Origin of the sequence: Pseudomonas sp. HD6422, assembly GCF_025377065.1 — a bacterium.
GTDB lineage: Bacteria > Pseudomonadota > Gammaproteobacteria > Pseudomonadales > Pseudomonadaceae > Aquipseudomonas > Aquipseudomonas putida_U.
In genome coordinates, this window is record NZ_JAHWIW010000006.1 from 124091 (window position 1) to 151029 (window position 26939).

The 26939-nt window shown below is 62.9% G+C and carries 23 protein-coding genes; 16 read left to right on the forward strand and 7 right to left on the reverse strand.

All coding sequences use genetic code 11. The features are described 5' to 3' along the window. Positions 1-11: 11 nt before the first annotated feature. Both KY379_RS06040 and KY379_RS06045 read right to left on the reverse strand, forming a co-directional pair. Entirely contained in the window at positions 12-1100 is a 1089-nt protein-coding gene (locus KY379_RS06040) for a polyamine ABC transporter substrate-binding protein (RefSeq protein WP_133324068.1), read from the reverse strand. 52 nt (positions 1101-1152) lie between these two features. After that, positions 1153-2511: a glutamine synthetase family protein gene (locus KY379_RS06045; protein ID WP_133324067.1), complete on the reverse strand. Its 1359-nt coding sequence runs from the start codon at positions 2509-2511 to the stop codon at positions 1153-1155. A gap of 150 nt (positions 2512-2661) precedes the next feature. Here KY379_RS06045 and KY379_RS06050 point away from each other — a divergent pair, with 150 nt between their 5' ends. Both KY379_RS06050 and KY379_RS06055 read left to right on the forward strand, forming a co-directional pair. Next, complete coding sequence (locus KY379_RS06050; protein WP_261239422.1) at positions 2662-3558, forward strand: helix-turn-helix domain-containing protein; 897 nt, start codon at positions 2662-2664, stop codon at positions 3556-3558. Between the two features lie 145 nt (positions 3559-3703). After that, entirely contained in the window at positions 3704-5617 is a 1914-nt protein-coding gene (locus KY379_RS06055) for an AAA family ATPase (protein WP_261239421.1), read from the forward strand. Positions 5618-5749: 132 nt separating this feature from the next. Here KY379_RS06055 and KY379_RS06060 read toward each other — a convergent pair whose 3' ends face one another. Continuing rightward, positions 5750-7135 (reverse strand): aldehyde dehydrogenase family protein, encoded by a 1386-nt coding sequence (locus tag KY379_RS06060; protein WP_196171723.1) that lies wholly within the window; start codon positions 7133-7135, stop codon positions 5750-5752. A 105-nt stretch (positions 7136-7240) separates the two neighbouring features. Between KY379_RS06060 and ptrR the strand changes: the two genes are divergently transcribed. From ptrR to KY379_RS06075, 3 genes are all read left to right on the forward strand, one after another. Next, the gene (ptrR, locus tag KY379_RS06065; protein ID WP_196171724.1) at positions 7241-8107 is read left to right on the forward strand and encodes a putrescine utilization regulator PtrR; all 867 of its coding nucleotides are present in this window, start codon (positions 7241-7243) and stop codon (positions 8105-8107) included. 88 nt (positions 8108-8195) lie between these two features. Beyond that, positions 8196-8942 (forward strand): phytanoyl-CoA dioxygenase family protein, encoded by a 747-nt coding sequence (locus KY379_RS06070; RefSeq protein WP_133324062.1) that lies wholly within the window; start codon positions 8196-8198, stop codon positions 8940-8942. Positions 8943-9149: 207 nt separating this feature from the next. After that, the gene (locus KY379_RS06075) at positions 9150-9671 is read left to right on the forward strand and encodes an acyloxyacyl hydrolase (protein WP_133324061.1); all 522 of its coding nucleotides are present in this window, start codon (positions 9150-9152) and stop codon (positions 9669-9671) included. A gap of 22 nt (positions 9672-9693) precedes the next feature. Here KY379_RS06075 and KY379_RS06080 read toward each other — a convergent pair whose 3' ends face one another. Beyond that, positions 9694-10584 (reverse strand): universal stress protein, encoded by an 891-nt coding sequence (locus KY379_RS06080; protein ID WP_261239420.1) that lies wholly within the window; start codon positions 10582-10584, stop codon positions 9694-9696. Between the two features lie 118 nt (positions 10585-10702). On the opposite strand from KY379_RS06080, the gene hisN reads away from it, so the two are divergent. From hisN to aldA, 11 genes are all read left to right on the forward strand, one after another. Further along, complete coding sequence (gene hisN, locus KY379_RS06085; RefSeq protein ID WP_133324400.1) at positions 10703-11494, forward strand: histidinol-phosphatase; 792 nt, start codon at positions 10703-10705, stop codon at positions 11492-11494. Between the two features lie 118 nt (positions 11495-11612). After that, positions 11613-12344: a hypothetical protein gene (locus tag KY379_RS06090; RefSeq protein ID WP_133324059.1), complete on the forward strand. Its 732-nt coding sequence runs from the start codon at positions 11613-11615 to the stop codon at positions 12342-12344. A gap of 199 nt (positions 12345-12543) precedes the next feature. Continuing rightward, entirely contained in the window at positions 12544-13500 is a 957-nt protein-coding gene (locus KY379_RS06095) for an AraC family transcriptional regulator (protein WP_261239419.1), read from the forward strand. A gap of 102 nt (positions 13501-13602) precedes the next feature. After that, positions 13603-14961: a benzoate 1,2-dioxygenase large subunit gene (gene benA, locus KY379_RS06100; protein ID WP_196171726.1), complete on the forward strand. Its 1359-nt coding sequence runs from the start codon at positions 13603-13605 to the stop codon at positions 14959-14961. Beyond that, positions 14958-15443: a benzoate 1,2-dioxygenase small subunit gene (gene benB / locus KY379_RS06105; RefSeq protein WP_261239418.1), complete on the forward strand. Its 486-nt coding sequence runs from the start codon at positions 14958-14960 to the stop codon at positions 15441-15443. Before benA ends, benB begins: the two co-directional genes overlap by 4 nt. A 70-nt stretch (positions 15444-15513) precedes the next feature. Further along, complete coding sequence (gene benC / locus KY379_RS06110) at positions 15514-16524, forward strand: benzoate 1,2-dioxygenase electron transfer component BenC (RefSeq protein WP_261239417.1); 1011 nt, start codon at positions 15514-15516, stop codon at positions 16522-16524. Between the two features lie 68 nt (positions 16525-16592). Continuing rightward, positions 16593-17354 carry a 1,6-dihydroxycyclohexa-2,4-diene-1-carboxylate dehydrogenase gene (locus KY379_RS06115; RefSeq protein ID WP_261239416.1) on the forward strand — a complete coding sequence of 254 codons (762 nt, stop codon included), beginning with the start codon at positions 16593-16595 and terminating at the stop codon, positions 17352-17354. A gap of 250 nt (positions 17355-17604) precedes the next feature. Beyond that, positions 17605-18699 carry a metal-dependent hydrolase gene (locus tag KY379_RS06120; RefSeq protein WP_261239415.1) on the forward strand — a complete coding sequence of 365 codons (1095 nt, stop codon included), beginning with the start codon at positions 17605-17607 and terminating at the stop codon, positions 18697-18699. A 3-nt stretch (positions 18700-18702) separates the two neighbouring features. Further along, positions 18703-19395, forward strand: a complete 693-nt coding sequence (locus KY379_RS06125) for a TraX family protein (RefSeq protein WP_133324052.1) — start codon at positions 18703-18705, stop codon at positions 19393-19395. A gap of 236 nt (positions 19396-19631) precedes the next feature. Further along, positions 19632-21812 carry a PQQ-dependent dehydrogenase, methanol/ethanol family gene (locus KY379_RS06130; RefSeq protein WP_261239414.1) on the forward strand — a complete coding sequence of 727 codons (2181 nt, stop codon included), beginning with the start codon at positions 19632-19634 and terminating at the stop codon, positions 21810-21812. Between the two features lie 7 nt (positions 21813-21819). Next, the gene (gene aldA / locus KY379_RS06135; protein WP_196171732.1) at positions 21820-23253 is read left to right on the forward strand and encodes an aldehyde dehydrogenase; all 1434 of its coding nucleotides are present in this window, start codon (positions 21820-21822) and stop codon (positions 23251-23253) included. A gap of 121 nt (positions 23254-23374) precedes the next feature. Here aldA and KY379_RS06140 read toward each other — a convergent pair whose 3' ends face one another. The 3 genes from KY379_RS06140 to KY379_RS06145 all read right to left on the reverse strand — a co-directional run bounded on the left by KY379_RS06140 (position 23375) and on the right by KY379_RS06145 (position 26877). Further along, a complete protein-coding gene (locus tag KY379_RS06140) occupies positions 23375-24691 on the reverse strand; it encodes a sigma-54-dependent Fis family transcriptional regulator (protein ID WP_314733522.1) in 1317 nt (438 codons plus the stop codon). Between the two features lie 11 nt (positions 24692-24702). After that, positions 24703-25284, reverse strand: coding sequence for a GAF domain-containing protein (locus tag KY379_RS27255; RefSeq protein WP_306466408.1), 582 nt, complete (start codon positions 25282-25284; stop codon positions 24703-24705). A 75-nt stretch (positions 25285-25359) separates the two neighbouring features. Then, entirely contained in the window at positions 25360-26877 is a 1518-nt protein-coding gene (locus KY379_RS06145) for an FAD-dependent oxidoreductase (protein ID WP_261239413.1), read from the reverse strand. Between the last annotated feature and the right edge of the window lie 62 nt (positions 26878-26939).

The window sequence follows — 26939 nt, forward strand, 5'->3', positions numbered from 1 at the left end:
GCTCACTCGGCTCAGCGGTTGGACTTGATCTTGCTCCAGGAGCGGGTCATCACCCGCATGATCTTCGGGCTCGGGGTGCTGGAGATGTAGAGCTTGTCGAGTACGTCTTGGGGCGGATAGATCTCGGGGTTGTTCACCAGCGAGGCGTCCATGTAGGCCTTGGCATCGGGGTTGGCGTTGGCGTAGCCGACGGTGGCGCTGATCTTGGCGATCACTTGTGGGTCGAGCAGGTAGTTGATGAATGCCAGGGCTTGCTCGGGGTTGTTGGCGTCCTTGGGGATGGCCAGTAGGTCGAACCACAGGTTGCTGCCTTCCTTGGGAATGCTGTAGGCGACTTTGATGCCGTTTTTCGCTTCCACGGCGCGGTTGGCCGCCTGGAAGACGTCGCCGGAGTAGCCGAAGGCCACGCAGACGTTGCCGTTGGCAAGGTCCGAGACATACTTGGAAGAGTGGAAGTAGGTGATGTAGGGACGCAGTTCGAGCAGGCGCGCCTCGGCCTTGGCATAGTCGGCAGGATTTTCGCTGCGTGGGTCGAGGCCAAGGTAGTTGAGCATGGCCGGGAACAGTTCGTCCGGCGAGTCCATGAATGCCACGCCGCATTGCTTGAGCTTTTTCAGGTTCTGCGGCTCGAACAGCACGGCCCAGGAGTCGATGCGGTCGATGCCCAGGGCGGCCTTGACCTTGTCGACGTTGTAGCCGATGCCGTTGGTGCCCCACAGGTAGGGCACGGCGTAGCGGTTGCCGGGGTCGTTCTGTTCGAGCTGCTTGAGCAGTTTGGGATCGAGGTGTTTCCAGTTCGGCAGCTTGCTGCGGTCAAGCGGCATGAACGCCCCGGCCTGGGCCTGACGACCGAGGAAGTGGTTGGAAGGCACCACTACGTCATAGCCCGTGCGTCCGGCCAGCAGTTTGCCTTCCAGGGTTTCGTTGGAGTCGAACACGTCGTACACCACTTTGATGCCGCTGCTGGCCTGGAAATCGGCCAACGTCGTATCGCCGATGTAGTCGGTCCAGTTATAGACGCTGACGCTCGGCTCGGCCTGGGCGGCCGCTGTGAACAGCAGGGTGAATGCTGCGGGAATCAGAGCTTGCAGTTGACGCATGACGACACCTCGTTGGTCTTGTTCTGGATGCACTGTGGGCGATGGGTTGGGATCAGACGCTGAGCAACAGGAACTCGCGCTCCCAAGAGCTGATCACCCGTTTGAAGTTCTCGTGCTCGGCGCGCTTGACCGCCACGTAGCCCTCGACGAAGGCGTTGCCGAGGTATTGGCGCACCACTTCGCAGTCTTCCATGTGCTGCAGGGCATCCTCGATGGTGATGGGCAGGCGCAGGTTGCGCCGCTCATAGGCACGACCCTGCACTGGGGCGCTTGGCTGTAGCTTTTCGATCATGCCCAGGTAGCCGCACAGCAGGCTCGCGGCAATCGCCAGATAAGGGTTGGCATCGGCGCCGGGCAGACGGTTTTCAACCCTCATCGACTCGGGGCTGGAGGTTGGCACGCGCAGGCCTGCGGTGCGGTTTTCCTCGCCCCACTCGACGTTGACCGGCGCCGACGTGTCCGGCAGGAAGCGGCGGAACGAGTTGACGTTGGGCGCGAACATCGGCAACAGCTTGGGGATGTACTTTTGCAGACCGCCGATGTGGTGCAGGAACAGCTCGCTCATGCTGCCGTCGGGGTTGGCGAAGATCGGCTGGCCGCTGGCGATGTCTACCACGCTCTGGTGCAGGTGCATGGCACTGCCCGGTTCGTCGGTGATCGGCTTGGCCATGAAGGTGGCGGTGACGTTGTGCTTGAGCGCCGCTTCGCGCATGGTGCGTTTGAACACCGTGATCTGGTCGGCCAGGTCCAGCGCGTCGCCATGGCGGAAGTTGATCTCCATCTGTGCCGGGCCGTCTTCGTGGATCAGCGTGTCCAGGTCCAGGCCCTGGAGCTCGCACCAGTCGTAGACGTCTTCGAACAGGGGGTCGAATTCGTTGGCAGCGTCGATCGAGAACGACTGCCGGCCACTTTCGGCGCGCCCGGAGCGGCCCAGCGGCACTTGCAGGGGCAGGTCGGGGTCTTCGCAGCGCTGAGTCAGGTAGAACTCCATCTCGGGGGCGACGATGGGCTGCCAGCCTTTGTCGGCGTAGAGCTTGAGCACCTTTTTCAGCACGTTGCGCGGCGACAGCTCGATGGGATTGCCCTGTTTGTCGAAGGTGTCGTGGATGACGATCGCAGTGGGCTCGATGGCCCAGGGAATCTGGTACACCGCAGCCGGGTCGGGGCGGCAGACCATGTCGATGTCGGCCGCATCGAGCAAGCTGTAGTAGATGTCGTCCTCGACATAGTCACCGGTGACCGTTTGCAGTAGCACGCTTTCAGGCAGGCGCATGCCGCGCTCGTGGAGGAACTTGGCAGTGGGCGCGATCTTGCCGCGGGCGATGCCGGTCAGGTCGCTGATCACGCATTCGACTTCGGTGATCCGGTGTTCTTTCAGCCAGGCGGAGAGCTGATCGAAAGGGGCGTTCATACAAACCTCGTGGTGTGGATTCGGAGGCGCGCAGGGGGGATGGCTTCCCAGCGGACGCGCTGAGGACTATCTTGGGCGTAGCTCGCCCAAGCGATCTATCCACTTTCTTCGGGTCATGAATGCACCAAAAGAGTGCAAATAGGACGATGCGTGACAACGCCCCATGCTTTGCAGGTCCAGGCTTTCCATACCACCGATGTGACGGAGCAGGTGCGTGCCACCCCTGGCTGGCAACAGCACTATCGGCAGATGTCGCCGGGGCATTTCAGTGGCCAGCTGCGTTGCCTCGGCCTGGATGGCGTGGACGTTTACGAAGAACGTCTGAACACACGGGTGGAGCAGTTCTTCCGGGCGCCGAGTGGCTCGTTGGCATTCTGCTTCGACCAGGTTGAAAACAGCCTTTACCTGCTGAACGAACAGAGCCGAAACATCTGGATCACGCCGGAGAACTACCAGGAAGTGGCGGTGGTGTTCGACCAAGCGTTCCTGGCGCGCCATGGCCTCGACCCGCAGCGGCTCGAAGGCCTGTTCATGGTGCCGCTGGGCAGCGGCCAGAACGCGTTGTTCGGCAGTTGGCTCAGCGCCACCCTGACGCGGCTGGGCCAGTCCGATAGCTCGCTGCAGGGCCAGGCACTGGCCGAACAGCTGCTGGAGGATTGCCTGTTCATTCTCGACAACGCGTGCCAGCGCCTGGACGGTGGTGCCTTGGGTCGACGCGGCGAGGAGCGGGCGATCATGCAGCGGGTTAGCGAGTGGTCGGCCGATTGCCCCGAGGAGACCCTCAACCTGGCGGAGTTGGCGAAAGTTGCCGGAGTCACCCTGCGTCAGTTGCAGCAGGCGTTCAAGGGCTATACCGGCATGCCGCCGGCGCATTGGCTGCGCTTGCGCCGGCTGAACGGCGCACGGCGTGATCTACTGCGCGGTGGCGCCACCGTGGCGGAGGTGGCCATGCGCTGGTCGTTCTGGCATTTGGGAAGGTTTTCAGAGAGTTACCGGCAGTTGTTCAAGGAATTTCCGAGCCAGACGTTAAAACGATGCAGGGATTGATGACTGCTATGGGGCGATGGTCTCTTGGCGGGTCGATCGCAGCGACGCTTCGCTCATACAGGTCGATCGCGGTCTTCTGTACACTCGCGACACATTCCCCCCGGAAAATTGCTAACCTGCCCGGCAGTTTCCACCCGAGGTCCCGATGTTCTACCTGCCTTTGTCCAGCGACCAGGCCGACCGCCTGGCCAGCGAGCCCGAACCCTGTGAATTCCTCGCCACCGCCAGCCTGCTGCAGGCGGCTGCGCTGCTGTTCGTACAGAACCTGCCACGCCAGCCGACTACCGCCTCCGCGGACGCACAGGAGCGCCGTTTCGCCGAGATCGTGCGGATCGCCCAAGCGCTCGAAAGCGCCGCGCCCGGACGTTTTCAGGAGCAGGTGGCACAACGCTTCGACCGCGAAGCGCTCGCCATGGGCTTGGGCATGCTCGGTGAGAACGGGATTGGCCTGCTGACGGCCGAGGTCGAGTACCCGGTCGATGAGCTGCTCGACGACGAAGGCCAGTGGAATTTCCTGTTCGCTGATAGCTACCGTCAGCGTGTCACACCCTTGCATGCGGCCTACGTGCCAGCGCTGGCCAGTGACCTGCTGCTCAGCGACCAACAGAATCGTCTGCTGCGCGAGTTCCTCTCCGGTATCGATGAGTCGGTGGCGGTGCAAGGCTTCGCCGGCACTGGCAAGACCTTTCTGATTCACCAGTTCGCACGCCTGCTCGATCCCCAGCGCACCTTGTTGCTTGCCTTGACCGAAGGCCAGCTGCGGGCACTGCAGGCCCGGGTCAAGGATGCGGCAGCGTACACGGCGATGACCTTCGGCCAGTTGGCCGACGACATTCTCAACCGTGACCTCACCAGCAATGGCTGGCGCTTGCGCGACCCTTACCGCACCAAACTGTCATGGCGGCCGCAGGATGCGCAGGTGGTGAAGTGGCTCGGCATCACCGACGTCGGCCCACTGCAGGCGCGAGATGTGGTGGGCCTGTGCATCAAGGCCGTGCGCAACTTTTGCCGCAGTGGCGACAGCCAGGTGCAGTTGCACCATTTGCCTTGGGCAGGCCTTGGTACCACCCCACTGGACCAGGAGGTACTGCTGGAAAAGGCCCGGCTGTACTGGCAGGAGCTGATTCGTCCGTCCGCTCGCGAGATCCAGCTGCCGGTGCGTGACTACCACCGGGTCAAGCTGTTGTCGCTGACCTCCCAGGTGATCGACAGCCGCTACACCCACGTCATCGTCGACGAAGCCCACGAGCTGTCGGCACCGATGCTGGCAGTACTCGACCGCAGTCCGCAGGCGGTCATTGCCCTGGGGGACGAATTACAGAACCTCAACGGCTTGAGTCCGCACCACGGCGGTTTCATTCGCCAACGCTACATCGACCACTCGCTACGGGCCGGGCCAGCCATGGACGGCGTGCTCAACCCGTTGATCCAGGCGCATCCTGCTTCGATCCAGGCCGCGTTCAGCGGAAGTGCCGAGCACTACACGCGGGTGAGCTTCTTCGACACGGTGACGGTCCCCGAGCAGCCCACAGCGCTGATCGTGGATGACGAATGGGGTCTGTTCGGCTGGTTCCAACGTCTGACCCACCAGGGCGTGCCGTTCGTCTTGCTGCACAGTGCACGCAAGGATTTCGAACTGTTCGTCGAGGACTGCATCGAGCTGTATCGCTACGGCACCCGGCCTCGTCACCCGATGTTGTTCCGCTATGCCAGCTGGCAGGCGCTGGAGCAGGACAAAGGGGACGACAAGGCCTTCGTCGCCGTGGCCAACATGCTACGCAAGGGCTATACCCCGGAGCACTTCGCCAAGGCCAAGAGCCGCTACCGCTGGGACAAGGCGCCCAAGTTGTTTCTCGGTCGGGTACGGGACGTCAAGAACATGGAATTCGCGCGGGTGATGGTGTCGCCAGAGCTGATGGTGGCACCGCTGGCGGCGGGCAATCGCAACGAGCGAGCGAGGCTGCTGGCTGGGTTGTACACCGCCTGTTCGCGAGCGCGGCATGAGTTGATCGTGCCAGGAGGAATGCTCGACTGGGTCAAGGACCAAGTAAGGGGTTGAAGCCATTGGGGCTGTTTTGCAGCCCTTCGCGGCGGTTCGGCGCCCCGACCAGCCCGCTACCCAGGTAGCGCACTGTACTCAAGGACAGTGGGATACCGGAAGGCGCCGACTTGCCGGGGCTGGGAGGGCCGATCAGTTACGATCCAGCCACACAGTCTGGGCATTGGTGAACTCACGGACACCAAAGTGCGACAGCTCACGGCCGAAACCACTCTTCTTCACCCCACCGAAGGCCACGCGGGGGTCGGAGGCACAATAGCCGTTGATGAACACGCCGCCGGTGTCCAGTGCTGCGGTCATGCGTTCGGCCAAGGCGTAGTCCGCCGTGTAGATGGTCGAAGCCAGGCCGAACTCGCTGTCGTTGGCCAGTTCTACCGCATGGTCGGCATCTCGGGCGGTGATGATCGCCGCCACGGGACCGAACAGTTCCTGCTTGAACGCGGTCATGTCCGGGGTCACGTTGGCGAACACGGTCGGTGCATAGAAGTTACCGACGCCTTCGAGCTTGTTGCCACCCAACAACAGTGTCGCGCCCTCGGCCAGGGTCGCCTGGACCTGCCCATCGAGTTCGTCACGCAGGTCATAGCGGGCCATTGGACCGATGTAGGTGTCGTCTTCGAGCGGGTTGCCGATTTTCAGCTGGCGCGTCGCTTCGACGAACTTGGCGGTGAACGCCTCGACGATGCTTTCCTCGATGATCAACCGCTTGGCTGCTGCGCAGACTTGGCCGGTGTTCTGGTACCGGCCAATGACGGCCGCTTGCACCGCCGCGTCCAGATCGGCATCGGCCAGCACGATGAAAGGGTCGGAGCCGCCGAGTTCGAGCACGCATTTCTTCAGCGCGGCACCGGCCTGGGCACCGATGGCCATGCCGGCGCGCACGCTGCCGGTCAGGGTCACCGCAGCGATGCGCGGATCATTGATGGCGCGGGTGACGCCTTCCGGGGTCACGTTCAATACTTCGAACACGCCTTGTGGCAGGCCGGCATCCTTGAACAGCTCACCCATCAGGTAAGCGCTGCCCATGACGTTGGGAGCGTGCTTGAGCACATAGGTGTTGCCGGCCAGGATCGCCGGTACCGCGCCGCGCAGCACCTGCCAGATCGGGAAGTTCCAAGGCATCACTGCCAGGATCGGACCGAGCGGACGGTACTCGATGCGGGCCTTCTCCACTTGGGTCGGCTCGGCGGCGAGCATCGCCGGGCCATGCTCGGCGTACCAGCGGCACAGGCCGACGCACTTGGCGACTTCACCGCGGGCCTGGCTGATTGGCTTGCCGATTTCGCGGCTGATCATCTGGGCGAAGACCTCGGCCTTGGCTTCGAGGGTGCTGGCCAGGGCGAGCAGGGCCTCACTGCGCTGTCCCAGCGACACCTGGCGCCACTGGCGATAGCCGGCCTTGGCGCGTTGCAGCGCCGCTTCCAGTGCGGCGTCGGTGTCGAAGGGGTAGCTGCCGATCTGCTCGCCGCTAAATGGGTCGATGGAGATGGCGTGGGTCAGGCTGCTGATCTCGCTCATGGCTGGGCACTCATTGTTGTTGATTCGTGACGCCAGACTAGTGGGCTACTGCTTTATTGAAAACTGAATAATAATGAGCGAAACATTCACGTTTGGAGAATGATCGTGGACCTCGTGCAATTGGAGATCTTCAAGGCGGTAGCAGAGCAGGGCAGCATCAGTGCCGCCGCCCAGCACATTCACCGCGTACCGTCGAACCTCACCACGCGCATCAAGCAGTTGGAGGAAGACCTCGGTGTCGAGCTGTTCATCCGCGAAAAAAGCCGACTGCGGCTGTCGCCGGCGGGTTGGAACTTCCTCGAGTACACCCGGCGCATTCTCGAGCTGGTCCATGAGGCGCGGCTGACCGTGGCGGGCGAGGATCCCCAGGGCACTTTCGCGCTGGGGTCTCTGGAAAGCACGGCGGCCGTGCGTATACCGGCGCTGTTGGCTGCCTACAATCAGCGTTACCCCAAGGTCGATCTGGATCTGTCCACCGGGCCATCGGGGACCATGCTCGAAGGGGTCCTGGCCGGGCGCCTGGTGGCCGCGTTCGTCGATGGTCCGGTGCTGCACCCGACGCTCGAAGGCATGCCGGTGTTCGAGGAGGAAATGGTGGTGATCTCGCCGCTCAACCACGCGCCGGTAACCCGTGCCCAGGACGTCAATGGTGCGAATATCTATGCATTCCGTGCCAATTGCTCGTATCGCCATCATTTCGAGAACTGGTTCGTCCAGGATCAGGCGGTGCCGGGCAAGATCCATGAGATGGAGTCCTACCATGGCATGCTCGCCTGCGTCAGTGCCGGCGCAGGCCTGGCCATGTTGCCGCGCAGCATGCTCGACAACATGCCCGGTTGCTCCACCGTCAGCGCCTGGCCGATGTCGGAGGACTTCCGTTACTTGAAAACCTGGCTGGTGTGGCGCCGCGGCACTGTTTCGCGCAGTCTGAGCATGTTCGTCAAACTGCTCGAGGAGCGTTTTGCGGCGTAGTCAGCCGACCCTATGTCCGAACGAGCGCCGGCGATGCGCGGGCATTGGATAATGGGCGAGCCATCCCTGCACACAGGAGCGTACCGCCATGGCCCTGGACACGCAGCTGCAAGCACTGGAAGAGCAAGGCTACGTGCTGCTTCCCGGTGTGCTGGAGCCTCTGCGCATCGCCTTGCTGCGTTGCGCCATCGACGATCTGCAGCCGATTCATTGGGACTATCAGGGGCTGCTGGAGCATTACAAGTGCGTCTTCAATCGCAACCCGCTGTGGCTACCGTTTCTCGACCTGCCACCTTTGATCGAACTGGCCGAGGCCGTCCTGGGCAGTGATTGCCACGTCATCGGCCAGACTGCCTGGCGTAGCCATCCAGGCTATGCCGGCACCGGTCTGCATGTGGACCACCTGCCGATGACGTTACCGGACTGGCTGAGCGAGCGCGGCGATTTCAGTCAACCGGCGCAGATTCTGACAGCGCAGCTTTACCTCAGTGACATCGACCACGACATCGGTCCGACCTGGATAGTACCGGGCAGCCACCGCGCGGGGCGCGTACCGCGGACCGAGGAAGACCGCTGGCGGGGCCAGGCCGCCCACGCGGTACTGTGCCAGGCCGGGGACGCGTTGGTGTTTCGCAGCGATGTCTGGCACAGCGGTGGCGCCAATCGCAGTTCCACGCGCCAACGCGACATGCTGCAGGTGCACTATGGGCGGCGGATGGTGGCTCAGAAGTTTTCACCCTACCTGGACTGGCGCTTCAACCCCCGGGTATTGGAGGAAGCCACACCGAGGCAACGCCGCTTGCTGGGCGACCACGAGGAGTCAGAATACGACTGAATCAGCCGGTGACGGGTGGCTGCGGTAGCAATAAGATGGCAAAACGATTCAACTTTCTGATTATCTAGACAATAATCAGAAAAGTATGACGATGTGTGACCGGTTGGATGCGCCGGTCCGCAAGAATACGAGGGGTTAGAGCCCCCAATTGCCAGTAGGCCTCGCGCCCTCGCGACGGCCTCCCGTGACCATCAGGAGATGTCATCGATGAAAACCCGTCTTGCCGCTTCGCTGGCGGCTGCCGCCCTGGCTTTTGCCTGCGCGGGCCTAGCACAGGCCGCACAGGTCTCCGGCGCCGTTGGCGCTACCAGTCAGGGCGACATGACCTACCGTCTGGGCATGTCGTTCGACTGGGACAACAAATGGCTGCAAAGCGACACCGGTTATGTGACTGGCTACTGGGATGCCGGCTACACCTATTGGGAAGGCGGTGAGGCCAGTGGTGCCCACTCGTTGTCGTTCAGCCCGGTGTTCACCTACGAGTTCAGCGGTTTCACCTATACCCCCTATATCGAGGCAGGCATCGGCCTGGCGGCGTTTTCCAAGACCGATGTGGGTGATCAGCGCCTGGGCTCGGCGGTCAACTTCGAGGACCGGATCGGCTTTGGCTTGAAGTTGCCTGGCGATCAGAAAATCGGCCTGCGGGCGATGCACTACTCCAACGCCGGCATCAAGCAGCCCAACGACGGGATCGAGTCGTACTCGTTGTTCTACAGCCGAGGATTCTGACCTTCGGCGGTTCCACCGTCACTCAACGCACCGCCTTGATCGCCAGCACATTGCACAGCGGATGTTCCACCACATGCGCTGTGGTCCCTCCCAGGAAGGTCTGCAGGGCGTCGTGGCGGTGGCTGCCCATCACGATCACATCCATGCGACTGTGAACGACGAACTGGGCGATGGCCCGTGTCGCGGGCCCTTCGAGGAAATGCCGCCGTTCCAGCGGCACCTGATGGCGGTCTCCCAGGTGGTTGAAGGCCGTACGCTGCGCCGTGCGCACGCTGCCCTCGAAGCCTGGCATGGTCACCGTTCCGGCTCCGAAGTCGGCGATGTGGGTCTTCGCCGCATCACAGACATGCAGCAGGTGCAGTTCGGCATTGCATTGCAACGCCAATGCATGGGCGCTGGCGATCACCTGATCGTCGAGATGCTCGCCCGCGCCGGCGCTGTGCAGGTCGACTGCCGCAGCGATCTGCCGGGGCAGCGGCAGACGGATATCGCTGACCAGGTGCACAGCCACGGGACTGTCCTTGAGCAATTGCCAATCCAGTGGCGTGACCAGCAAGCGCTTGAGGACAGGTTCGTGCTGAACGTCCTTGATCAGCAAATCGCAACCAAGCCGTTCGACCTGTTCGAGCGCGCTACGCAGCGGATCGCGGGTCAACAGTATCTCGGTGGAAACGTCCAGGCCGGCATTGCTCAGTTGCTCAGCTTCATCGGCGAGCCACTGACGGTTGTGTTCGAGCAGGCGCTCACGTTCGCGACTGTCGCTCATCAGGCCGAACGTGTCGACATCGTCGACGAAGACGTTTAGATCCAGCAATGCTCCACAGGTATCCGCCAAACCCGCGGCGCGTTGCAGGGCAGGGGAGTGACGCATTTGCGGACCCAGCATGACGAACAAACGCTTGAACTGGCTCATCTCAGACCTCCACGTGCGGTAGCCCCCCGGTTGAATGTCCATGTGTTCAGTCTAGAGCGTGCATCGCAGGTTGTCGGGTATGATGCCATTCCCATTCTTCACACGAGACCTGTCGCACATGCCGCTGAGCGCCGACCAGATCGTCGAATTCCGTACCTTTGCCGAGCAACTGGCCGACGCTGCCGCTTTGGCGATCGAGCCGTATTTCCGTGCCAGCCTGGACGTCGAGGACAAGGGCGGCCGGCTATACGACCCGGTGACCGTCGCCGACAAAGCGGCTGAAGACGCCATGCGTGCGTTGATTCAAGCCCGTTATCCGGAGCACGGCATCCTCGGCGAGGAAGCCGGTGTGGCGGTAGGCAGCAGTCCGTTGACCTGGGTGCTGGACCCCATCGACGGTACCCGCGCCTTCATCACGGGCCTGCCGCTGTGGGGCACGTTGATCGCCCTCAACGATGGCGAGCGCCCAGTGGTCGGCGTGATGAACCAGCCGTTCACCGGCGAGCGCTTCATCGGCACGCCGGAAGGTGCCTGGCGCGGCAGCACCGCGCTCAAGACCCGCGCTTGCGCAGGGCTGTCGGCAGCCACGCTGATGTGCACCACGCCAGACATGTTCGATACTGCGGCGCGCAAGGCGGCCTTCGAGACGGTGGCCGGTCAGGCACGGCTGATGCGTTACGGCGGGGATTGCTATGCCTACTGCATGTTGGCCTCGGGATTCGTCGACGTCATCGTCGAGGCGAGCCTGCAGCCTTATGACGTGCAGGCGCTGATGCCGATCATCGAGGGCGCTGGCGGAGTGATCACCGCTTGGGATGGCAGCTCGGCGCAAAATGGCGGCTGTGTGGTGGCCTGTGGCGATCCGGCGCTGCATGCACAGGTGGTGGCGCTGCTGCGCCATGCCATGTAATTGAGGCGGTTGGACCAGGCTAACGCCTACTGCCGCCGCACTTTTTCGCATTTCCGGGCTCTATCGATGGCCAGGCTGCGCCGACTCCCGGCGCGGCCGACGATTTCGACCCGGATCAATGCTTGCAAGCACGTTCTCATTGCCCTGCCGTCTGGCCCTGGCGGTAGCGCTTCTCTGCCTCGCGGCCTGCACCCAGCAGCAGGGCCGCGACATCGTTACTCAGCTCGGCAACGGCAAGCCCAGCGAGTTGTTCCAGACCAGTGTCGACCGCATGGCCACCCTGGCCATGCGCGACAACCTGCAGAGCCTGTATCTGCTGATGAACAAGCTCTACCTGCGCAATCCAAACCAGTGGAGGCTGTCCGGCTTCCTCGATGCCACTACCGCCGAGCGCCAGATCCGCGTGGCCATCGAGCAGCGTCAAGGGTTGCCGCAACTGGGTGATCGCCGCGACCTCGCCGCCTTGAGCTATGCCTTGAGTCCGGAGTTCCGAGGCGACCGCGTCGGTGCGTTCATCTACGCCATCGGGAGCATGCTCATCACCGCCCATGGCGGGCGTACCGAGTTCTACATGACCGATACCATCGACCCGCTGTTCATCAACAACGCTGCGCGCAACATCGAGAAGGCCACCTGGATGCTCAGCCAGCGCCAGGATGCCAATGGCGAACTGTTGCTGTTCTCCAACGAAATTTCCGATGCGGGCAGCAATTTGAGTTTCGCGGTGGAGTTCGGCAAGATCGTCGCGCGCCTGGACCTGTTGGCCGAATTGCTGGACGAACGTTACCGCCGCATCGGTCTGAACTATGCCCAAAGCCTGCTGCTGATGAACTTCCTGCCGGTGCAGTGACGCCACCGCTCTTGCTGTTAGAGGGCAGGTTCTGCCATCACCTGCGCGTTCGATTATCGGACGCTTCACGTTTTCGGCTATCCGTTATTCGCCCGGCGAATCCCTTCGTCGCATTGCTCCCTGTTGCGCTTTTACATACTGTGGGCACGCGTAAACTGGAAACACACAAAACATAACTACAAAACCGAGTGCCTGCCTTATGGAAAGCCGCCTGCTGAGCGAGCGCAGTAGCGTGTTCCATCACGCCGACCCTTATGCCGTGTCCGACTACGTGAACCGGCACCTGGGTCAGCATTGCATCGGGTTGTCCCCCAGTACCCGCCCGCAGTCCAGCCTCAGCCACCGCAAGTTCGCCGAACTCGATTTGTGCCGCATCAGCTACGGCGGAAGCGTACGTGTGACGTCGCCGGCGCTCGAGAGCATTTTCCACCTGCAGATCCTGCTCAACGGCAGTTGCCTGTGGCGTGGCCATCAGCGCGAGCATCATCTGGTGCCGGGCGAACTGCTGCTGATCAACCCCGACGATCCAGTCGATCTCACCTATTCCGAGGACTGCGAGAAATTCATCCTCAAGGTGCCGACTCATTTGCTCGAAGCGCTGTGCGATGAACAGCGCTGGCAGCGTCCGGCAGGCGGCGTGCGCTTTCTGCGAAACCATTACCGGCTGGAGGAACTGGAAGGTTTTTCCAGTCTGCTGGCCATGGTCTGCCAGGAGGCCGAGGCATCCGATCCATTGCCGCGGGTGCAGGGCCATTACAGCCAGATCGTCGCCAGCAAGCTGCTGACCCTGATGAATACCAACATCAGTCGCGAGGGGCGGGGCACCCCTGGAGCGAGCCTCGAACGAATCCTCGACTACATCGACCGCAACCTCAAGCTGGATCTGACCGCCGAAGTGCTGGCCGAGCAGTCGAACATGAGCCTGCGTTCGCTGTATGCATTGTTCGACCGCCACCTGAGCACCACCCCCAAGCAGTATGTGCGCCAACGCAAACTCGAACGCGTACATGCCTGTCTCAGCGATGCCAGTTGTAGGGTGCGCAGCGTCACCGAGCTGGCCATGGACTATGGCTTCCTGCATCTGGGGCGGTTTTCCGAGACCTACCGCCAGCGTTTTGGCGAGCTGCCCTCGGAGACCTTCAAGCTGCGTCGCTGAGCGTGCACAAAATGGATAGCACTCTGCACTGAGTGGATATTGCCTCTGGTCGATAATTCCTAACCTGACATGGCCTGAACAATAACAATGGAGGCCCTGGCCATGTCCCTGGGATTCGACTACCTCAATGCCATGCTCGAGGACGACCGCGAAAAGGGCGTCTACCGTTGCAAGCGTGAAATGTTCACTGACCCGCGCCTGTTCGACCTGGAGATGAAACACATCTTCGAGGGCAACTGGATCTACCTGGCCCATGAAAGCCAGATCCCCGAGAAAAACGATTTCATTACCCTGACCATGGGGCGCCAACCGATCTTCATCGCGCGCAACAAGGACGGGGAACTCAACGCTTTCCTCAACGCCTGCAGCCACCGTGGCGCCATGCTCTGCCGGCACAAGCGCGGCAACCGCTCCAGCTATACCTGCCCGTTCCACGGCTGGACGTTCAACAACAGCGGCAAACTGCTCAAGGTCAAGGATCCGAGCAATGCCGGTTATCCGCAAAGCTTCAACTGCGAGGGCTCCCACGACCTGACCAAGGTCGCCCGGTTCGAGTCGTACCGTGGGTTCCTGTTCGGCAGCCTGAATGCCGACGTCAAGCCGTTGATCGACCACCTGGGCGAATCGGCCAAGATCATCGACATGATCGTCGACCAGTCGCCAGAAGGCCTGGAAGTGCTGCGCGGGTCGAGTTCCTATATCTACGAAGGCAACTGGAAACTGACGGCCGAGAACGGTGCCGATGGCTACCACGTCAGCTCCGTGCACTGGAACTACGCCGCCACCCAGAATCAGCGCAAACAGCGCGAAGCGGGTGAAGAGATCAAGACCATGAGCGCCGGCGCCTGGGCCAAGCAGGGCGGGGGCTTCTACTCGTTCGACCATGGCCACCTGCTGCTCTGGACGCGCTGGGCCAACCCCGAGGACCGTCCGGCCTACGAGCGCCGTGAGCAACTGGCTTCGGATTTCGGCCAGGCTCGCGCCGACTGGATGATCGAGAACTCTCGCAACCTGTGCCTGTACCCGAACGTGTACCTGATGGACCAGTTCAGCTCGCAGATCCGCATCGCTCGCCCGATCTCGGTGAACAAGACCGAGATCACCATTTACTGCATCGCCCCGAAGGGTGAGAGCGCCGATGCCCGGGCCCAGCGTATCCGCCAGTACGAAGACTTCTTCAATGTCAGCGGCATGGCGACCCCGGATGACCTCGAGGAATTCCGCTCCTGCCAGACCGGCTACGGCGGCGGCACCGGCTGGAACGACATGTCCCGTGGGGCCACCCATTGGGTCGAGGGCGCCGATGAAGCGGCCAAGGAAATCGAGCTGCATCCACTGCTGTCGGGGGTTCGCACCGAGGACGAGGGGCTGTTCGTGCTGCAGCACAAGTACTGGCAGGACACCATGATCAAGGCCCTGGAGCAGGAACAGCAACTGATTCCCGTGGAGGCCGTGCAATGAGCCTCTATGAGACCGTGCGCGATTTCCTCTACCGCGAAGCGCGCTACCTGGATGACGCTGAATGGGACCAGTGGCTGGAACTGTATGCCGTGGACGCGAGCTTCTGGATGCCGTCCTGGGACGATGACGACACCCTGACCGAAGATCCGCAGAGCGAAATCTCGCTGATCTGGTACGGCAACCGTGGTGGCCTGGAAGACCGGATATTCCGCATCAAGACCGAGCGCTCCAGCGCGACCATGCCCGATACCCGTACATCCCACAACATCAGCAACATCGAGATCGTCGATCAAGGTGAGGGCTACTGCAAGGTGCGCTTCAACTGGCACACCCTGAGTTTCCGCTACAAGACCACCGACAGTTACTTCGGCAGTAGTTTCTACACCCTGGACCTGCGCGGCGAACAGCCGCTGATCAAGGCCAAGAAGGTGGTGCTGAAGAACGACTACGTGCGTCAGGTCATCGACATCTATCACATCTGATTCGAGGTCAAGCGAGCTGCTCGGTGCGCCAACAGGTGCGCCGTGGCCCGGCTCGCCCGCGAGGTGCAACATGAGTTTCCAGATCGCGCTGAATTTCGAAGACGGGGTTACCCGCTTCATCGAGGCCACGGGCTTCGAAACCGTAGCCGATGCCGCCTATCGCCAAGGCATCAACATTCCCTTGGACTGCCGTGACGGCGCTTGCGGTACCTGCAAGTGCAAGGCCGAATCAGGCCGTTATGAGCTGGGCGACAATTTCATCGACGATGCCTTGAGCGAAGACGAGATCGCCGAAGGCTACGTGCTGACCTGCCAGATGCGCGCCGAAAGCGACTGCGTGGTGCGCATCCCGGCATCGTCGCAAGTGTGCAAGACCGAGCAGGCCAGCTTCGAAGCGGCCATCAGCGAGGTACGCCAGCTTTCCGACAGCACCATCGCCTTGTCGATCAAGGGCGATGCCCTGAACAAACTGGCGTTTCTGCCGGGGCAGTACGTCAATCTGCAAGTGCCGGGCAGCGACCAGAGCCGTGCTTATTCCTTCAGCACGCTGCAGAAAGGCGGCGAGGTCAGCTTTCTGATCCGCAATGTGCCGGGCGGGCTGATGAGCCGCTTCCTGGCCACCCAGGCCAAGGCCGGCGAGCGCGTGAGCCTGACCGGGCCTTTGGGCAGCTTCTACCTGCGACCGATCCAGCGACCCTTGCTGCTGCTGGCTGGTGGCACGGGGCTGGCGCCATTCACGGCGATGCTGGAAAGGATCGCCGAGCAGGGCAGTGCGCATCCGTTGCACCTGATCTACGGGGTCACCAATGACTTCGATCTGGTCGAAATGGACCGCCTCGAAGCCCTGGCCGCACGCATTCCCAACTTCACTTTCAGCGCCTGCGTGGCCAATCCCGACAGCCAATACCCGCAAAAGGGCTACGTGACCCAGCACATCGCTCCGGGCCACCTGAATGATGGCGATGTCGACGTGTACCTGTGCGGCCCGCCACCGATGGTCGAGGCGGTCAGCCAGTACATCCGCGAGCAAGGCCTGACCCCGGCGAACTTCTATTACGAGAAATTCGCGGCAGCTGCCTGAGTTTGCTTGGGGCTGCCGGCATCGTGCGGGTAACGGCAGCCTCTTTTTCGGACCGAGGAGAGATCAACATGAACAACCGATTCCAAGGCAAGATCGCGCTGGTCACCGGTGCCGCCCAAGGCATCGGCCGTGGCGTGTGCTGGAGGCTCAAAGCCGAAGGCGCGAAAGTCGTGGCGGTGGACCGCTCCGAACTGGTTCACGAACTGGCCGGGGAGGGCATGCTGACCCTGATCGCCGATCTCGAGCAGCATGCCGATTGCGTCCAGGTCATGGCCAGCGCGGTGCAAGCCTTCGGCCGCCTCGACATTCTGGTCAACAACGTCGGCGGCACCATCTGGGCCAAACCGTTCGAGCACTACGAAGTCGAGCAGATCGAGACCGAGGTGCGCCGCTCGCTGTTCCCCACCCTCTGGTGCTGTCACGCCGCGTTGCCGTACATGCTCGAGCAGGGCGCCGGCGCCATCGTCAACGTTTCCTCCATCGCTACCCGAGGCGTCAATCGTGTGCCCTACGGCGCGGCCAAGGGCGGGGTCAACGCACTGACCGCGTGCCTGGCCTTCGAAACGGCCGGGCGCGGTATCCGCGTCAATGCCACCGCCCCGGGCGGCACCGAGGCGCCGCCACGGCGCGTGCCGCGCAACACGGACCAGCAGAGCGAGCAAGAAAAGATCTGGTACCAGCAGATCGTCGAGCAGACCCTCGACAGCAGCCTGATGCACCGCTACGGCAGCATCGACGAACAGGTCGGCGCGATTCTGTTCCTGGCCTCTGACGAGGCCTCCTACATCACCGGCGTAACCCTGCCGGTAGGTGGTGGTGATCTCGGCTGAGCACTGCCCCCGGCAAGGTTTTTTTAATGCCTGCTGTAAGGTAGTTGGCGCCTGTGAGATCGAGCGCCGCGCGGGCGGCGCTCGATCCCGGGGACACTAAAAAGCTCAAATCAAAGCCATGTCCACACCTGGAAACTATTCTGAGGCGGCTTGTCGTGGTCCGTGACACAATTTTTGCCACATAGCTGCATTTGCACCACAGGAGTTCGAGCGGTAGTTTCCCTGAACAGCCCATTCAGGAAACCTACCCTTGGACTCCATCACCCAGGCCGTGCTCGGTGCGGCCCTCCAGGGCACCGTGCTCGGTCGCATCCAGGGCCGCCGTGCGCTTGCCTATGGCGCAGCCCTCGGCAGCGTGCCGGACCTCGACGTGCTCATCCGCTACGCTGACCCGGTATCGCAGATGACTTATCACCGAGGTTTCTCCCATTCCATTTTCGTTCTCAGTGGCGTGGCGCTGTTGCTCGCCTTACTGGTCGACTGGCTGGGTCGCACACGATGGCCCGACAAGGGCTATCGCTTTACCCGATTGTTCGTCGCCTTCTGGCTGGTGCTGGTCACCCACCCACTGCTGGATTCGTTCACCGTCTACGGCACCCAGTTGTTCTGGCCTCTGCAGGTCACGCCGCTGAGTTGGGCGGCGGTGTTCATCATCGACCCGGTATACACCGTGCCGCTGCTGGTGGCGGTGATCTACGCGCTGCTCAGAGGTATGTCCGGTAAGGTCTTGCGCGGGTTGAGCCTTGCCTTGCTGTTCAGCACCGCCTACCTGGGTTTCGGCCTGGCCGGGCGCATGCTGGCCGAGCATCGCTTGCAAGCGGCGCTCGATCAGCAGGGCATTGCCGTCACCGAGGTGCGTGCCGTGCCGATCGCTTTCAACAGCCTGATCTGGCGAGTACTGGCCAAGACGCCGCAGGGCGATTACTACGAAGCCATCAGCAGTCTGTTCGATCGTAAGCCTCCGGAGATGGTCCGCCTCTCGCGTCACCTCGATGCGGCACGTCCACTTGCCGACTCGGCGTTGCACGAGCGCCTGCGTTGGTTCACCGATGACTGGCTGCGCTACGACGAAGTCGGCGATGCGTTGGTCGTGACCGACCTGCGCATGGGCGTGCCCGGTAACTACACCTTCCGCTTCGACATGGCCCGGCGCGATAGGCAGGGGCAGTGGCAGGCCCGAACGCCCACGGTCTGGGTCCAGGACGATGGCGTGTTGCGGATGGACGATGTGTTGTTGGTCTGGCGGCGCATCTTCGATCAGCAAACGCCGTTGCCGCTGTCGACCTGGGCCGCGCGGCAGGATCAGGCGGCGCTGGCCAACGGACATCCGCAGCGGAGTCGATGAAACATGCGGTCGGTGGGCCTGGACCTGGTCAAGTGGACAGCGATCGTGACGATGGTTGCCGACCACCTACGTTATCTGTGGCCTGGCGCCGATGGCCTGTTCGTCGTCGGCCGTCTGGCGTTCCCGCTGTTCTGTCTGGCGATCGCGGTGAACCTGGGACGCAGTCAGACCGATGCATCCGGCAGTGGGACCAACCTGCGCTATCTGGGCTGGATGCTGGTTTTCGCCCTGGTGTCGGAAATTCCCTACCGTTGGCTCGACGGTGGCACGCAGACTTTCAGTGTGATGCCGACCCTGCTTCTGGGGTTATTGGTGGCCCAGGGCGTACACCATCGGCACTGGCCTGTGCGTTGCCTGGGCGTGGCCAGCGCCATGCTGGCGGCGTGGTTCAGTCCTCAGTTGATGTACGGTTTGCCCGGTGTGTTGCTGCCGGCTGCGTGGCTGCTGGCGCGACGGCAGGGAGGAGTTGCCTGGGGTCTCCCTTGCCTATTGGCCGTTGCCGGCAACCTGACCAACAGCTGGCTGAGCCAGCATCTGCTGGCCCCGATCACTGTCTTCGCGCTGGGCTCGGCCGCGCTGGCGGTGCCTGTGGGGTGCCTGCTGCTGCAGGCCAGGACAGCGTGGGTGCCCAAAGTCGGTCGATGGGGCTACTTTTTCTATCCTGGGCATCTGGCGGTGATCAAGCTGCTGACTTGAGCGCTGCGCCAGGTAAGTCGAGTCACTTACCAACAGGCCCTGACACACCTGTGTCATCCGTGCATCAGATGTGCCTTGATTGATGCAAGCTGCGGCATTCTGCGAGCGGCTGCATTACGCCGCCCAAGCGCTCTAACACGGGCATCCAAGCGCTTCTTCCAAGCGGTGGCACAGCCATTGCTCTCCCTCTCGGCGACGCCTCACATCGTCGCCATAACAAGAAACGGAGAGCCCCCATGAAACGATCAGGTCCGCACTGCCGGCCCCTGTCCACCGCCTTGAGCTGCCTGGCTCTGGCGCTTGCCTGCATCACGCCTGCCTTCGCCGCCGAGGTCGATGGCCAGCGCATCATCAATGCCGACAAGGAGCCCGGTAACTGGATGAGCCACGGCCGTACATACGACGAGCAACGCTACAGCCCGCTCAAGGCCATCAACCAGGACAACGTGAACCAACTGGGCCTGGCCTGGAGCTACAAGCTTGACCTCGACCGGGGCGTCGAAGCTACGCCCATCGTCGTCGATGGCGTGATGTACACCACCGGTCCGTTCTCGGTGGTGTACGCCCTGGATGCGCGCAACGGCAAGCTGCTGTGGAAGTACGATCCGCAATCCGACCGTCATCGCGCTGGCGAGGCCTGTTGCGATGCCGTGAACCGAGGTGTGGCGGTGTGGCAGGGGAAAGTCTATGTGGGTGTGCTCGATGGCCGACTGGAGGCCATCGATGCCAAGACCGGCAAACGGGTCTGGTCGGTGGACACCCGTGCCGATCACCAGCGCAGTTACACCATCACCGGTGCGCCGCGGGTGGTCAACGGCAAGGTCGTCATCGGCAACGGCGGCGCCGAGTTCGGCGTGCGTGGCTACGTGACCGCCTATGACGCCGAGACCGGCAAGCAGGCCTGGCGGTTCTTCACCGTACCGGGCGATCCCAAGCTGCCCCCCGAGGACAAGGCCATGGAGATCGCCAGCAAGACCTGGCACGGCGATGCCTATGTCGAATGGGGCGGTGGTGGCACGGCCTGGGACTCGTTCGCCTACGATCCGGAACTGAACCTGCTGTACATCGGCGTCGGCAATGGTTCGATGTGGGACCCTAAATGGCGCAGTCAGGCCAAGGGCGACAACCTGTTCCTGTCGTCAATCGTGGCAGTCAATGCCGACACCGGTGAATACGCCTGGCACTATCAGACCACCCCGGGAGACGCCTGGGACTTCACCGCCACGCAGCACATGATCCTCGCCGAGCTGCCGATCGACGGCAAGCAGCGCAAGGTGCTGATGCAGGCGCCGAAGAACGGCTTCTTCTATGTGCTCGACCGTGCCACCGGGGAGTTGTTGTCGGCAAAGAACATCGTGCCGGTCAACTGGGCCAAGGGTATCGACATGAAGACGGGTCGGCCTATCCTCGACGACGAGGCGGCGGCCTACTGGAAGGACGGCAAGCGCAAGCTGGTGACCCCGGCGTTCTGGGGCGCCCATGACTGGCACCCGATGTCCTACAACCCCAACACCGGGTTGGTGTACATCCCGGCGCACATCATGTCTGCGTATTACGAGCACATCCCCGAGGCGCCCAAGCGCAATCCGTTCAAGAGCGTGTACCAACTCGGCCTGCGCACCGGGATGATGCCAGAGGGCGCCGACGGGCTGCTGGAAATGGCCAAGACCTGGTCGGGCAAGCTGATCGCCTGGGATCCGGTCAAGCAGGCACCGGCCTGGGAGGTGCCGTACATCACCATTTTCAACGGTGGCACCCTCAGCACCGCTGGCAACCTGGTGTTCGAAGGCAGCGCCGATGGGCGGGTCATCGCCTATGCGGCCGACAGCGGCAAGAAACTCTGGGAATCGCCCGCCGCCAGTGGGGTGATGGCTGCGCCCATCACCTATTCGGTCGACGGCGAGCAATACGTGACCTTCATGGCTGGCTGGGGTGGGGCATTCTCGACCTTTGCCGGAGCGCTGTCGCTGCGGGCCGGGGTACAACCGTTCTCGCAGGTGCTGACCTACAAGATCGGTGGTACCGCCCAACTGCGCGAACCGGCGCCGCCTGCCGATGCACCCGAGCCGCCAGCGCTGACGGCTGATGCCGAGACGGTAGCCGCCGGTGCCGCGCTGTATGACGGCAACTGCTCGCAATGCCATGGCATCCATGCAGTCAGCGGTGGCGTATTGCCTGACCTGCGCAAGCTCAGCGCGGAGAAACACCAGATGTTCCTCGGCATTCTCTATGGTGGCCGTGTGCCCGACGGCATGCCTTCGTTCGCCGACAACCTCAAGCCCGAGCAGGTGGAACAAGTGCATCAATACCTCATCAAGCGTGCCCACGACCTCAAGCGCGAAGGCAACGCCTGGCAGCAGTTCAGCGCCAAGCCGACAGCCCAGGCGCCGTTGGCCGACAACCATGCACAGGAGTGAAACGACCATGACTGACGTGACCTACCAGAACTTCATCGACAACGGCTTCGTCAGCAGCGAAAGCCTGCTCGAGGTGTACAACCCAGCCAATGGTGATTTGTTGGGCCGAGTGCCGGAGTCGCCGGCCGAGCAGGTCGAGCGCGCCATTGCCGCCGCACGCCGGGCGCAGAAAGGCTGGGCCGGTAGAACGGCCATAGAGCGGGCAAGCTATCTACGCCAGATCGCCACCAAGATCAGAGCCAATGCCCAGCGCCTGGCGCGGATCATTACCCAGGAAGGCGGCAAGGTGCCGGCGCTGGCAGAGGTCGAAGTCAACTTCACTGCCGACTACCTGGATTACATGGCCGAATGGGCGCGTCGGCTGGAAGGCGAGGTGCTGACCAGCGACCGTGTCGGCGAACACATCTTCCTCATGCGCAAGCCACTGGGGGTGGTGGCGGGTATCCTGCCGTGGAACTTCCCGTTCTTCCTGATCGCCCGCAAGATGGCGCCGGCGCTTGTCACCGGCAATACCATCGTCATCAAGCCCAGCGAGGAGACCCCGCTCAATTGTTATGAGTTCGCCAAACTGGTGGCAGAAACCGATTTGCCGGCCGGAGTGTTCAACGTGGTCGGTGGCCAGGGTGCAAGCGTAGGACATGGACTTTCCAGCCACGCCGGAGTCGATCTGGTGAGCTTCACCGGCAGCGTTGCGACCGGTGCGCGGATCATGGCCGCGGCGGCGCCGAACATCACCAAGCTCAACCTCGAACTTGGCGGCAAGGCACCGGCCATCGTGCTGGGCGATGCCGACCTGGACCTGGCGGTGAAGGCCATCGTCGCTTCTCGGGTGATCAATACCGGACAGGTGTGCAACTGCGCCGAGCGGGTGTATGTGCAACGCAATATCGCTGATGCTTTCGTCGACAAGGTGGCTCAGGCGATGGCTGCGACCCGCTATGGCGACCCATCACAGCAGGCGGACCTGGACATGGGGCCGCTGATCAACCAGGCCGGGCTCGACAAGGTCGCGCAGATGGTACGGACCGCGGTAGGGCAGGGTGCTCAAGTGGTCACCGGTGGCCAGGTGGCCGACCTCGGTGCGGGTTTCCACTACCAGCCGACGGTGCTGGCCGGTTGCTCCGCCGAAATGGAGATCATGCGCAAGGAAATCTTCGGACCGGTGCTACCGATCCAGGTGGTGGAGGATCTCGATGAGGCCATCGCCTTGGCCAACGACAGCGAATATGGCCTGACCTCGTCGCTCTACACCCGCGATCTGAATGCAGCGCTCAAAGCATGCCGCGAAATCGACTTTGGCGAGACCTACATCAACCGGGAGAACTTCGAGGCCATGCAGGGCTTCCACGCCGGGGCGCGCAAGTCGGGGATCGGCGGGGCCGATGGCAAGCATGGTTTGTATGAATATACGCGGACGCAGGTGGTGTATATGCAGGGGTGAGCAGGCCCGTCTGGAGAGCACCTCTGCTTGTGAGATCGAGCGCCGCCCGCGCGGCGCTCGATCTATGCGCTACTGCAAATCCATCGACGAACACTCCAAGCGCCTGCCAGCCTCGGCGTAATCACCCCACCAGATTCGGCTGCACGATCCCATACCGCTTCATCTTCCGATACAACGTCGAGCGCGATATCCCGGCGGCCTGGGCCGCCGCGCTCATGTTCCACCTTTCCCGTTTCAACACCTCAAGCAGATGCCGCGCCTCGGTATCCTCGACCTGCGCATCCAGCGCCGAGTGCGTTGTAGGGCCAGCCTGGTCAAGCAATTCTTCCGGCAGATCGGCCAGTTCGATCACTCCACCCTCGGCCAATGCCACCGCATAGCGCAGCGTGTTGAGCAACTGCCGCACATTACCCGGCCATGGATGGCCCAGCAGGCAGTGACGGGCCTCGCCGCTCAGGCGCAAGCCTTCGCCACCGGGCAATCCAGCCAGCAGCCGCTCGATCAATTCGGATCGGTCGCTACGTTCGCGCAGTGCCGGCAGCACCATGCGCATGCCACACAGGCGATAATACAGATCCTGGCGAAAACGCTTGTCGGCGATCATCGTCTGCAAGTCCTGGTGGGTGGCGGAGATCACCTGGATGTCCAGCGCCACGGGCGTATCAGCCCCCAGCGGCAACAACTCGCGCTCGGCGAGCACACGTAACAGGCGGGTTTGCAGATGGGCCGGCATGTCGCCGATTTCGTCGAGGAACAGCGTGCCGCCATTGGCCAGCTCCAGCTTGCCTTTCATGCCCTTGCGGTTGGCACCGGTGAAACTGCCGGCGCGGTAGCCGAACAACTCGCTCTCGATCAGCGTCTCGGGAATCGCCGCGCAGTTGAGCGCCACGAATGGCCCTGCCTGGCGCCGGCTGGCCTGATGCAGGGCGCGGGCAAACGCCTCTTTGCCGGTGCCGGTCTCGCCGCACAGGAGGATGGCGATGTCCTGGTCCAACACTTTGCGCAGCCGCCGGACGCCTTGCTGCAGTTGTGGGTCGCTACCGGCCAAGTGGTCCAGGCCCGGGTGACGGACGCCGGGAGCGCCGCTGGGGCGTACCGGGGCTTGGCGGTAGCCGGCAGGCACGCGCAGGCCAACGTCCAGCACTTGCTCGCCCTGGTTGCGCAGATGAGCACCGCGTGCGCCACCGCGGGTGAGCTCGAGCAAGGCATCGACGCTGGCCGGCAGCAGTTGGTCGATGCGTCGTCCCAACAAGGCATGGGCGTATGCAGCGAACGCCGCCTGGTTGGCACCGATCACCCGGCCACTCGGGTCAAGGGCGAGCAGTTGCTCGTTGGCCAGGTCGGCGTGGTCGTCGCGGGGGGTGACCGCCAGGGTCAGGCAGTCGCGGTAACGCTGGCGGAAGTGAGTGTTCTCGATCAGGCGCGCATACAACGTCACCAACTGCAGCGTCAGTTGCTGGGCTTGCTTGGGGCCTTCGTTATGCAGGCACGTAGCATTGAGACAACCCAGCAGTGGCCTTGCGCATCGAACAGCGGTGCGACCGAACAACTGAGGCGGGCATTGGCGGATAGGAAATGCTCCTGGCGGTGAATGGTCAACGCTTGGCGCGAAGCGAGGGCGGTGCCGATGCCGTTGGTGCCGGCGATGGACTCGTCCCAGCAGGCGCCGACGCGCAATCCGGAGCGGGTGTAGCGTTGTCTGTCGGCTGGCAGGCGTGCGTCCAGGGTGATGCCATCGGCATCGCTGAGCAACACGGCGAAGCCGGCATCGACCACACGCCGGGCCAATCCGTTGACGCCTTGACTGGCAATCGTCAGGTAAGCCTCGTGCTGGGCCTGGTGCTGGCGTACCTCGGCGGCACTTAGGATGTTGTCGACGTGGCGCAAGTCCGGGTCCAGACGATGCTGGTTGATGCTGCGATACCACGATTCGGCGATTACCGCCTCGGGCTGCAGCCCGCGGTCGGCGAAGTGGCAGTCGATGAACGCCGCCAGCTCGCTGGGGCGTGGGAGTGCTGGATACGCAGGCATGAGCGGTCCATGGCTTGTTATTGTATGCGGTGTGGCAACCATAGCTGGTTTTCGTCCGCTTGGCCCTGCAACGGGTCAGATCAGTGTCCGGGCCTCTGTCAGGCTCAGTGGCCGCTTCATGCGCTGCGACAGCTGGGCCATGGCATCGGAGTAGCCTTTGGCGATCACTGCCTCGACCTGATCGCCCACGCACTGCAGGGCAATGAAATCCCCCTGTTCCGGCTGGCCGACGAATTCGATGTGGTCCCAGTCGCGAGCATGGCCCAGCACTTCATAAGTCCGGCCGTGCTGATAGGTCCAGAAGAACGGCACATCGTCGTACTGGCGCTGTTCGCCGAGCATGTTGGCGGCAGCGATCACCGCGTGTTGTTGGGCCAGGCGCCAGTGTTCGATGCGCACAGGGCGGCCAGCCAGGGGAAAGGTCGCGATGTCACCTGCGGCCCACAGGCCGTCGGCGGCGCGCAACTGCGCATCGACGTTTACCGAACGGTCCTCTGCCAGGTCCAGGCCATGCAGGAAGGCGGTGGCCGGACTGACGCCGGTGCCGAGCAGCACCAAAGGCGTTGGCAAGCGCTCGCCATTGGCCAGTAGCACCGCCTCGACCTGATGCTCGCCCTCCAAGCGCAGCACTTGCGTGGGACCATGGAAGATCACGCCCTTGCCTTCGTGCAGTTGGCGGATGCTGCGGCCGATGCGTTCACCCAGTTGCTTGGCCAGGGGGACTTCGTGGCGGCTCACCACGTGCACCCTCAAGCCGTATTTGTGCAATGCCGCAGCGGCCTCCAGGCCGATGAAACCGTCGCCGACGATCACCACCGGTTGGCCGGGCTCGGCGGCATCGAGCAGGCGCGCAGCGTCCTCACGCGATCGCAAGGTCAGCACCCCGTCCAGGTCGGCGCCGGGAATGTCCGGGCGGCGCGGCTTGCCGCCGGTGGCGAGCAGCGCGGCGTCGTAGTCGATGCGCTGGCCGTCGGCGAGGGTGATGCTGCGCTTTTTCGCATCCAGACCGCGCACTTTGGCCTGGCGTCGCTCAAGACGGCCCTGACGCAAGTCATCCGCCTCCAGCAGTGCGGGCACTTCATCGGGCGGCATTTCCCCGGCGATGACGAATTTGCTAAGCGAGGTGCGGTCGTAAGCGGGCTGACGCTCCTGATCCAGCCACAGCAGGTGGCCGTTGAATCCATGACCCAGCAGGGTGGCCACCGCCGCCGAACCCGCCGCGCCGGCACCGACCACGACGAAACGACGGGCATCGCTGTGGCGCGGCGCTGTGGGTTTGGGCAGGGGCTGGTCGTCGACCCAGACTTGGCCGTTTTCGACCCAGGCCCGGTAGCGCCGCAGATCGGCCAGGGCAGGGGGTTCGCAGACGGTGCCTGCGTCGGTGGCGAAAGCCGCCTTGTGCCATGGACAGACCAACAGCCCCTTGCAGATCACGCCTTCCTCAAGCGGCGCGCCGGCGTGCGGACAGTTGGCCTGATACGCGTGCACCAGGTCGCCCTGGCGGACGAGGACGACTTCTTCGTTCCCGGCCTGCACGCGCAGAGGGCGTTTGCTATCGAGTTGCTCGAGGGTAGCCACGGCATGGCGGGTCATGGGCTTCTCCAAAGGGGCCTTTGGAACCATTTGACGCCTGGGCGTTGAAGAGGGTGCGTCGA

Bases quoted from the DNA above. Each gene is read 5' to 3' on its own strand.
- KY379_RS06045 (WP_133324067.1), bottom strand. From the start codon at position 2,511: ATGAACGCCCCTTTCGATCAGCTCTCCGCCTGGCTGAAAGAACACCGG.
- KY379_RS06060 (WP_196171723.1), bottom strand. From the start codon at position 7,135: ATGAGCGAGATCAGCAGCCTGACCCACGCCATCTCCATCGACCCATTT.
- benB (WP_261239418.1), top strand. From the start codon at position 14,958: ATGAGCCTCTATGAGACCGTGCGCGATTTCCTCTACCGCGAAGCGCGC.
- KY379_RS06080 (WP_261239420.1), bottom strand. From the start codon at position 10,584: ATGAGCCAGTTCAAGCGTTTGTTCGTCATGCTGGGTCCGCAAATGCGT.
- KY379_RS06125 (WP_133324052.1), top strand. From the start codon at position 18,703: ATGCGGTCGGTGGGCCTGGACCTGGTCAAGTGGACAGCGATCGTGACG.
- KY379_RS06075 (WP_133324061.1), top strand. From the start codon at position 9,150: ATGAAAACCCGTCTTGCCGCTTCGCTGGCGGCTGCCGCCCTGGCTTTT.
- KY379_RS06090 (WP_133324059.1), top strand. From the start codon at position 11,613: ATGCTTGCAAGCACGTTCTCATTGCCCTGCCGTCTGGCCCTGGCGGTA.
- KY379_RS06145 (WP_261239413.1), bottom strand. From the start codon at position 26,877: ATGACCCGCCATGCCGTGGCTACCCTCGAGCAACTCGATAGCAAACGC.
- hisN (WP_133324400.1), top strand. From the start codon at position 10,703: ATGCCGCTGAGCGCCGACCAGATCGTCGAATTCCGTACCTTTGCCGAG.
- aldA (WP_196171732.1), top strand. From the start codon at position 21,820: ATGACTGACGTGACCTACCAGAACTTCATCGACAACGGCTTCGTCAGC.
- KY379_RS06095 (WP_261239419.1), top strand. From the start codon at position 12,544: ATGGAAAGCCGCCTGCTGAGCGAGCGCAGTAGCGTGTTCCATCACGCC.
- KY379_RS27255 (WP_306466408.1), bottom strand. From the start codon at position 25,284: ATGCCTGCGTATCCAGCACTCCCACGCCCCAGCGAGCTGGCGGCGTTC.
- benA (WP_196171726.1), top strand. From the start codon at position 13,603: ATGTCCCTGGGATTCGACTACCTCAATGCCATGCTCGAGGACGACCGC.
- KY379_RS06070 (WP_133324062.1), top strand. From the start codon at position 8,196: ATGGCCCTGGACACGCAGCTGCAAGCACTGGAAGAGCAAGGCTACGTG.
- KY379_RS06115 (WP_261239416.1), top strand. From the start codon at position 16,593: ATGAACAACCGATTCCAAGGCAAGATCGCGCTGGTCACCGGTGCCGCC.
- KY379_RS06055 (WP_261239421.1), top strand. From the start codon at position 3,704: ATGTTCTACCTGCCTTTGTCCAGCGACCAGGCCGACCGCCTGGCCAGC.
- benC (WP_261239417.1), top strand. From the start codon at position 15,514: ATGAGTTTCCAGATCGCGCTGAATTTCGAAGACGGGGTTACCCGCTTC.
- KY379_RS06040 (WP_133324068.1), bottom strand. From the start codon at position 1,100: ATGCGTCAACTGCAAGCTCTGATTCCCGCAGCATTCACCCTGCTGTTC.
- KY379_RS06130 (WP_261239414.1), top strand. From the start codon at position 19,632: ATGAAACGATCAGGTCCGCACTGCCGGCCCCTGTCCACCGCCTTGAGC.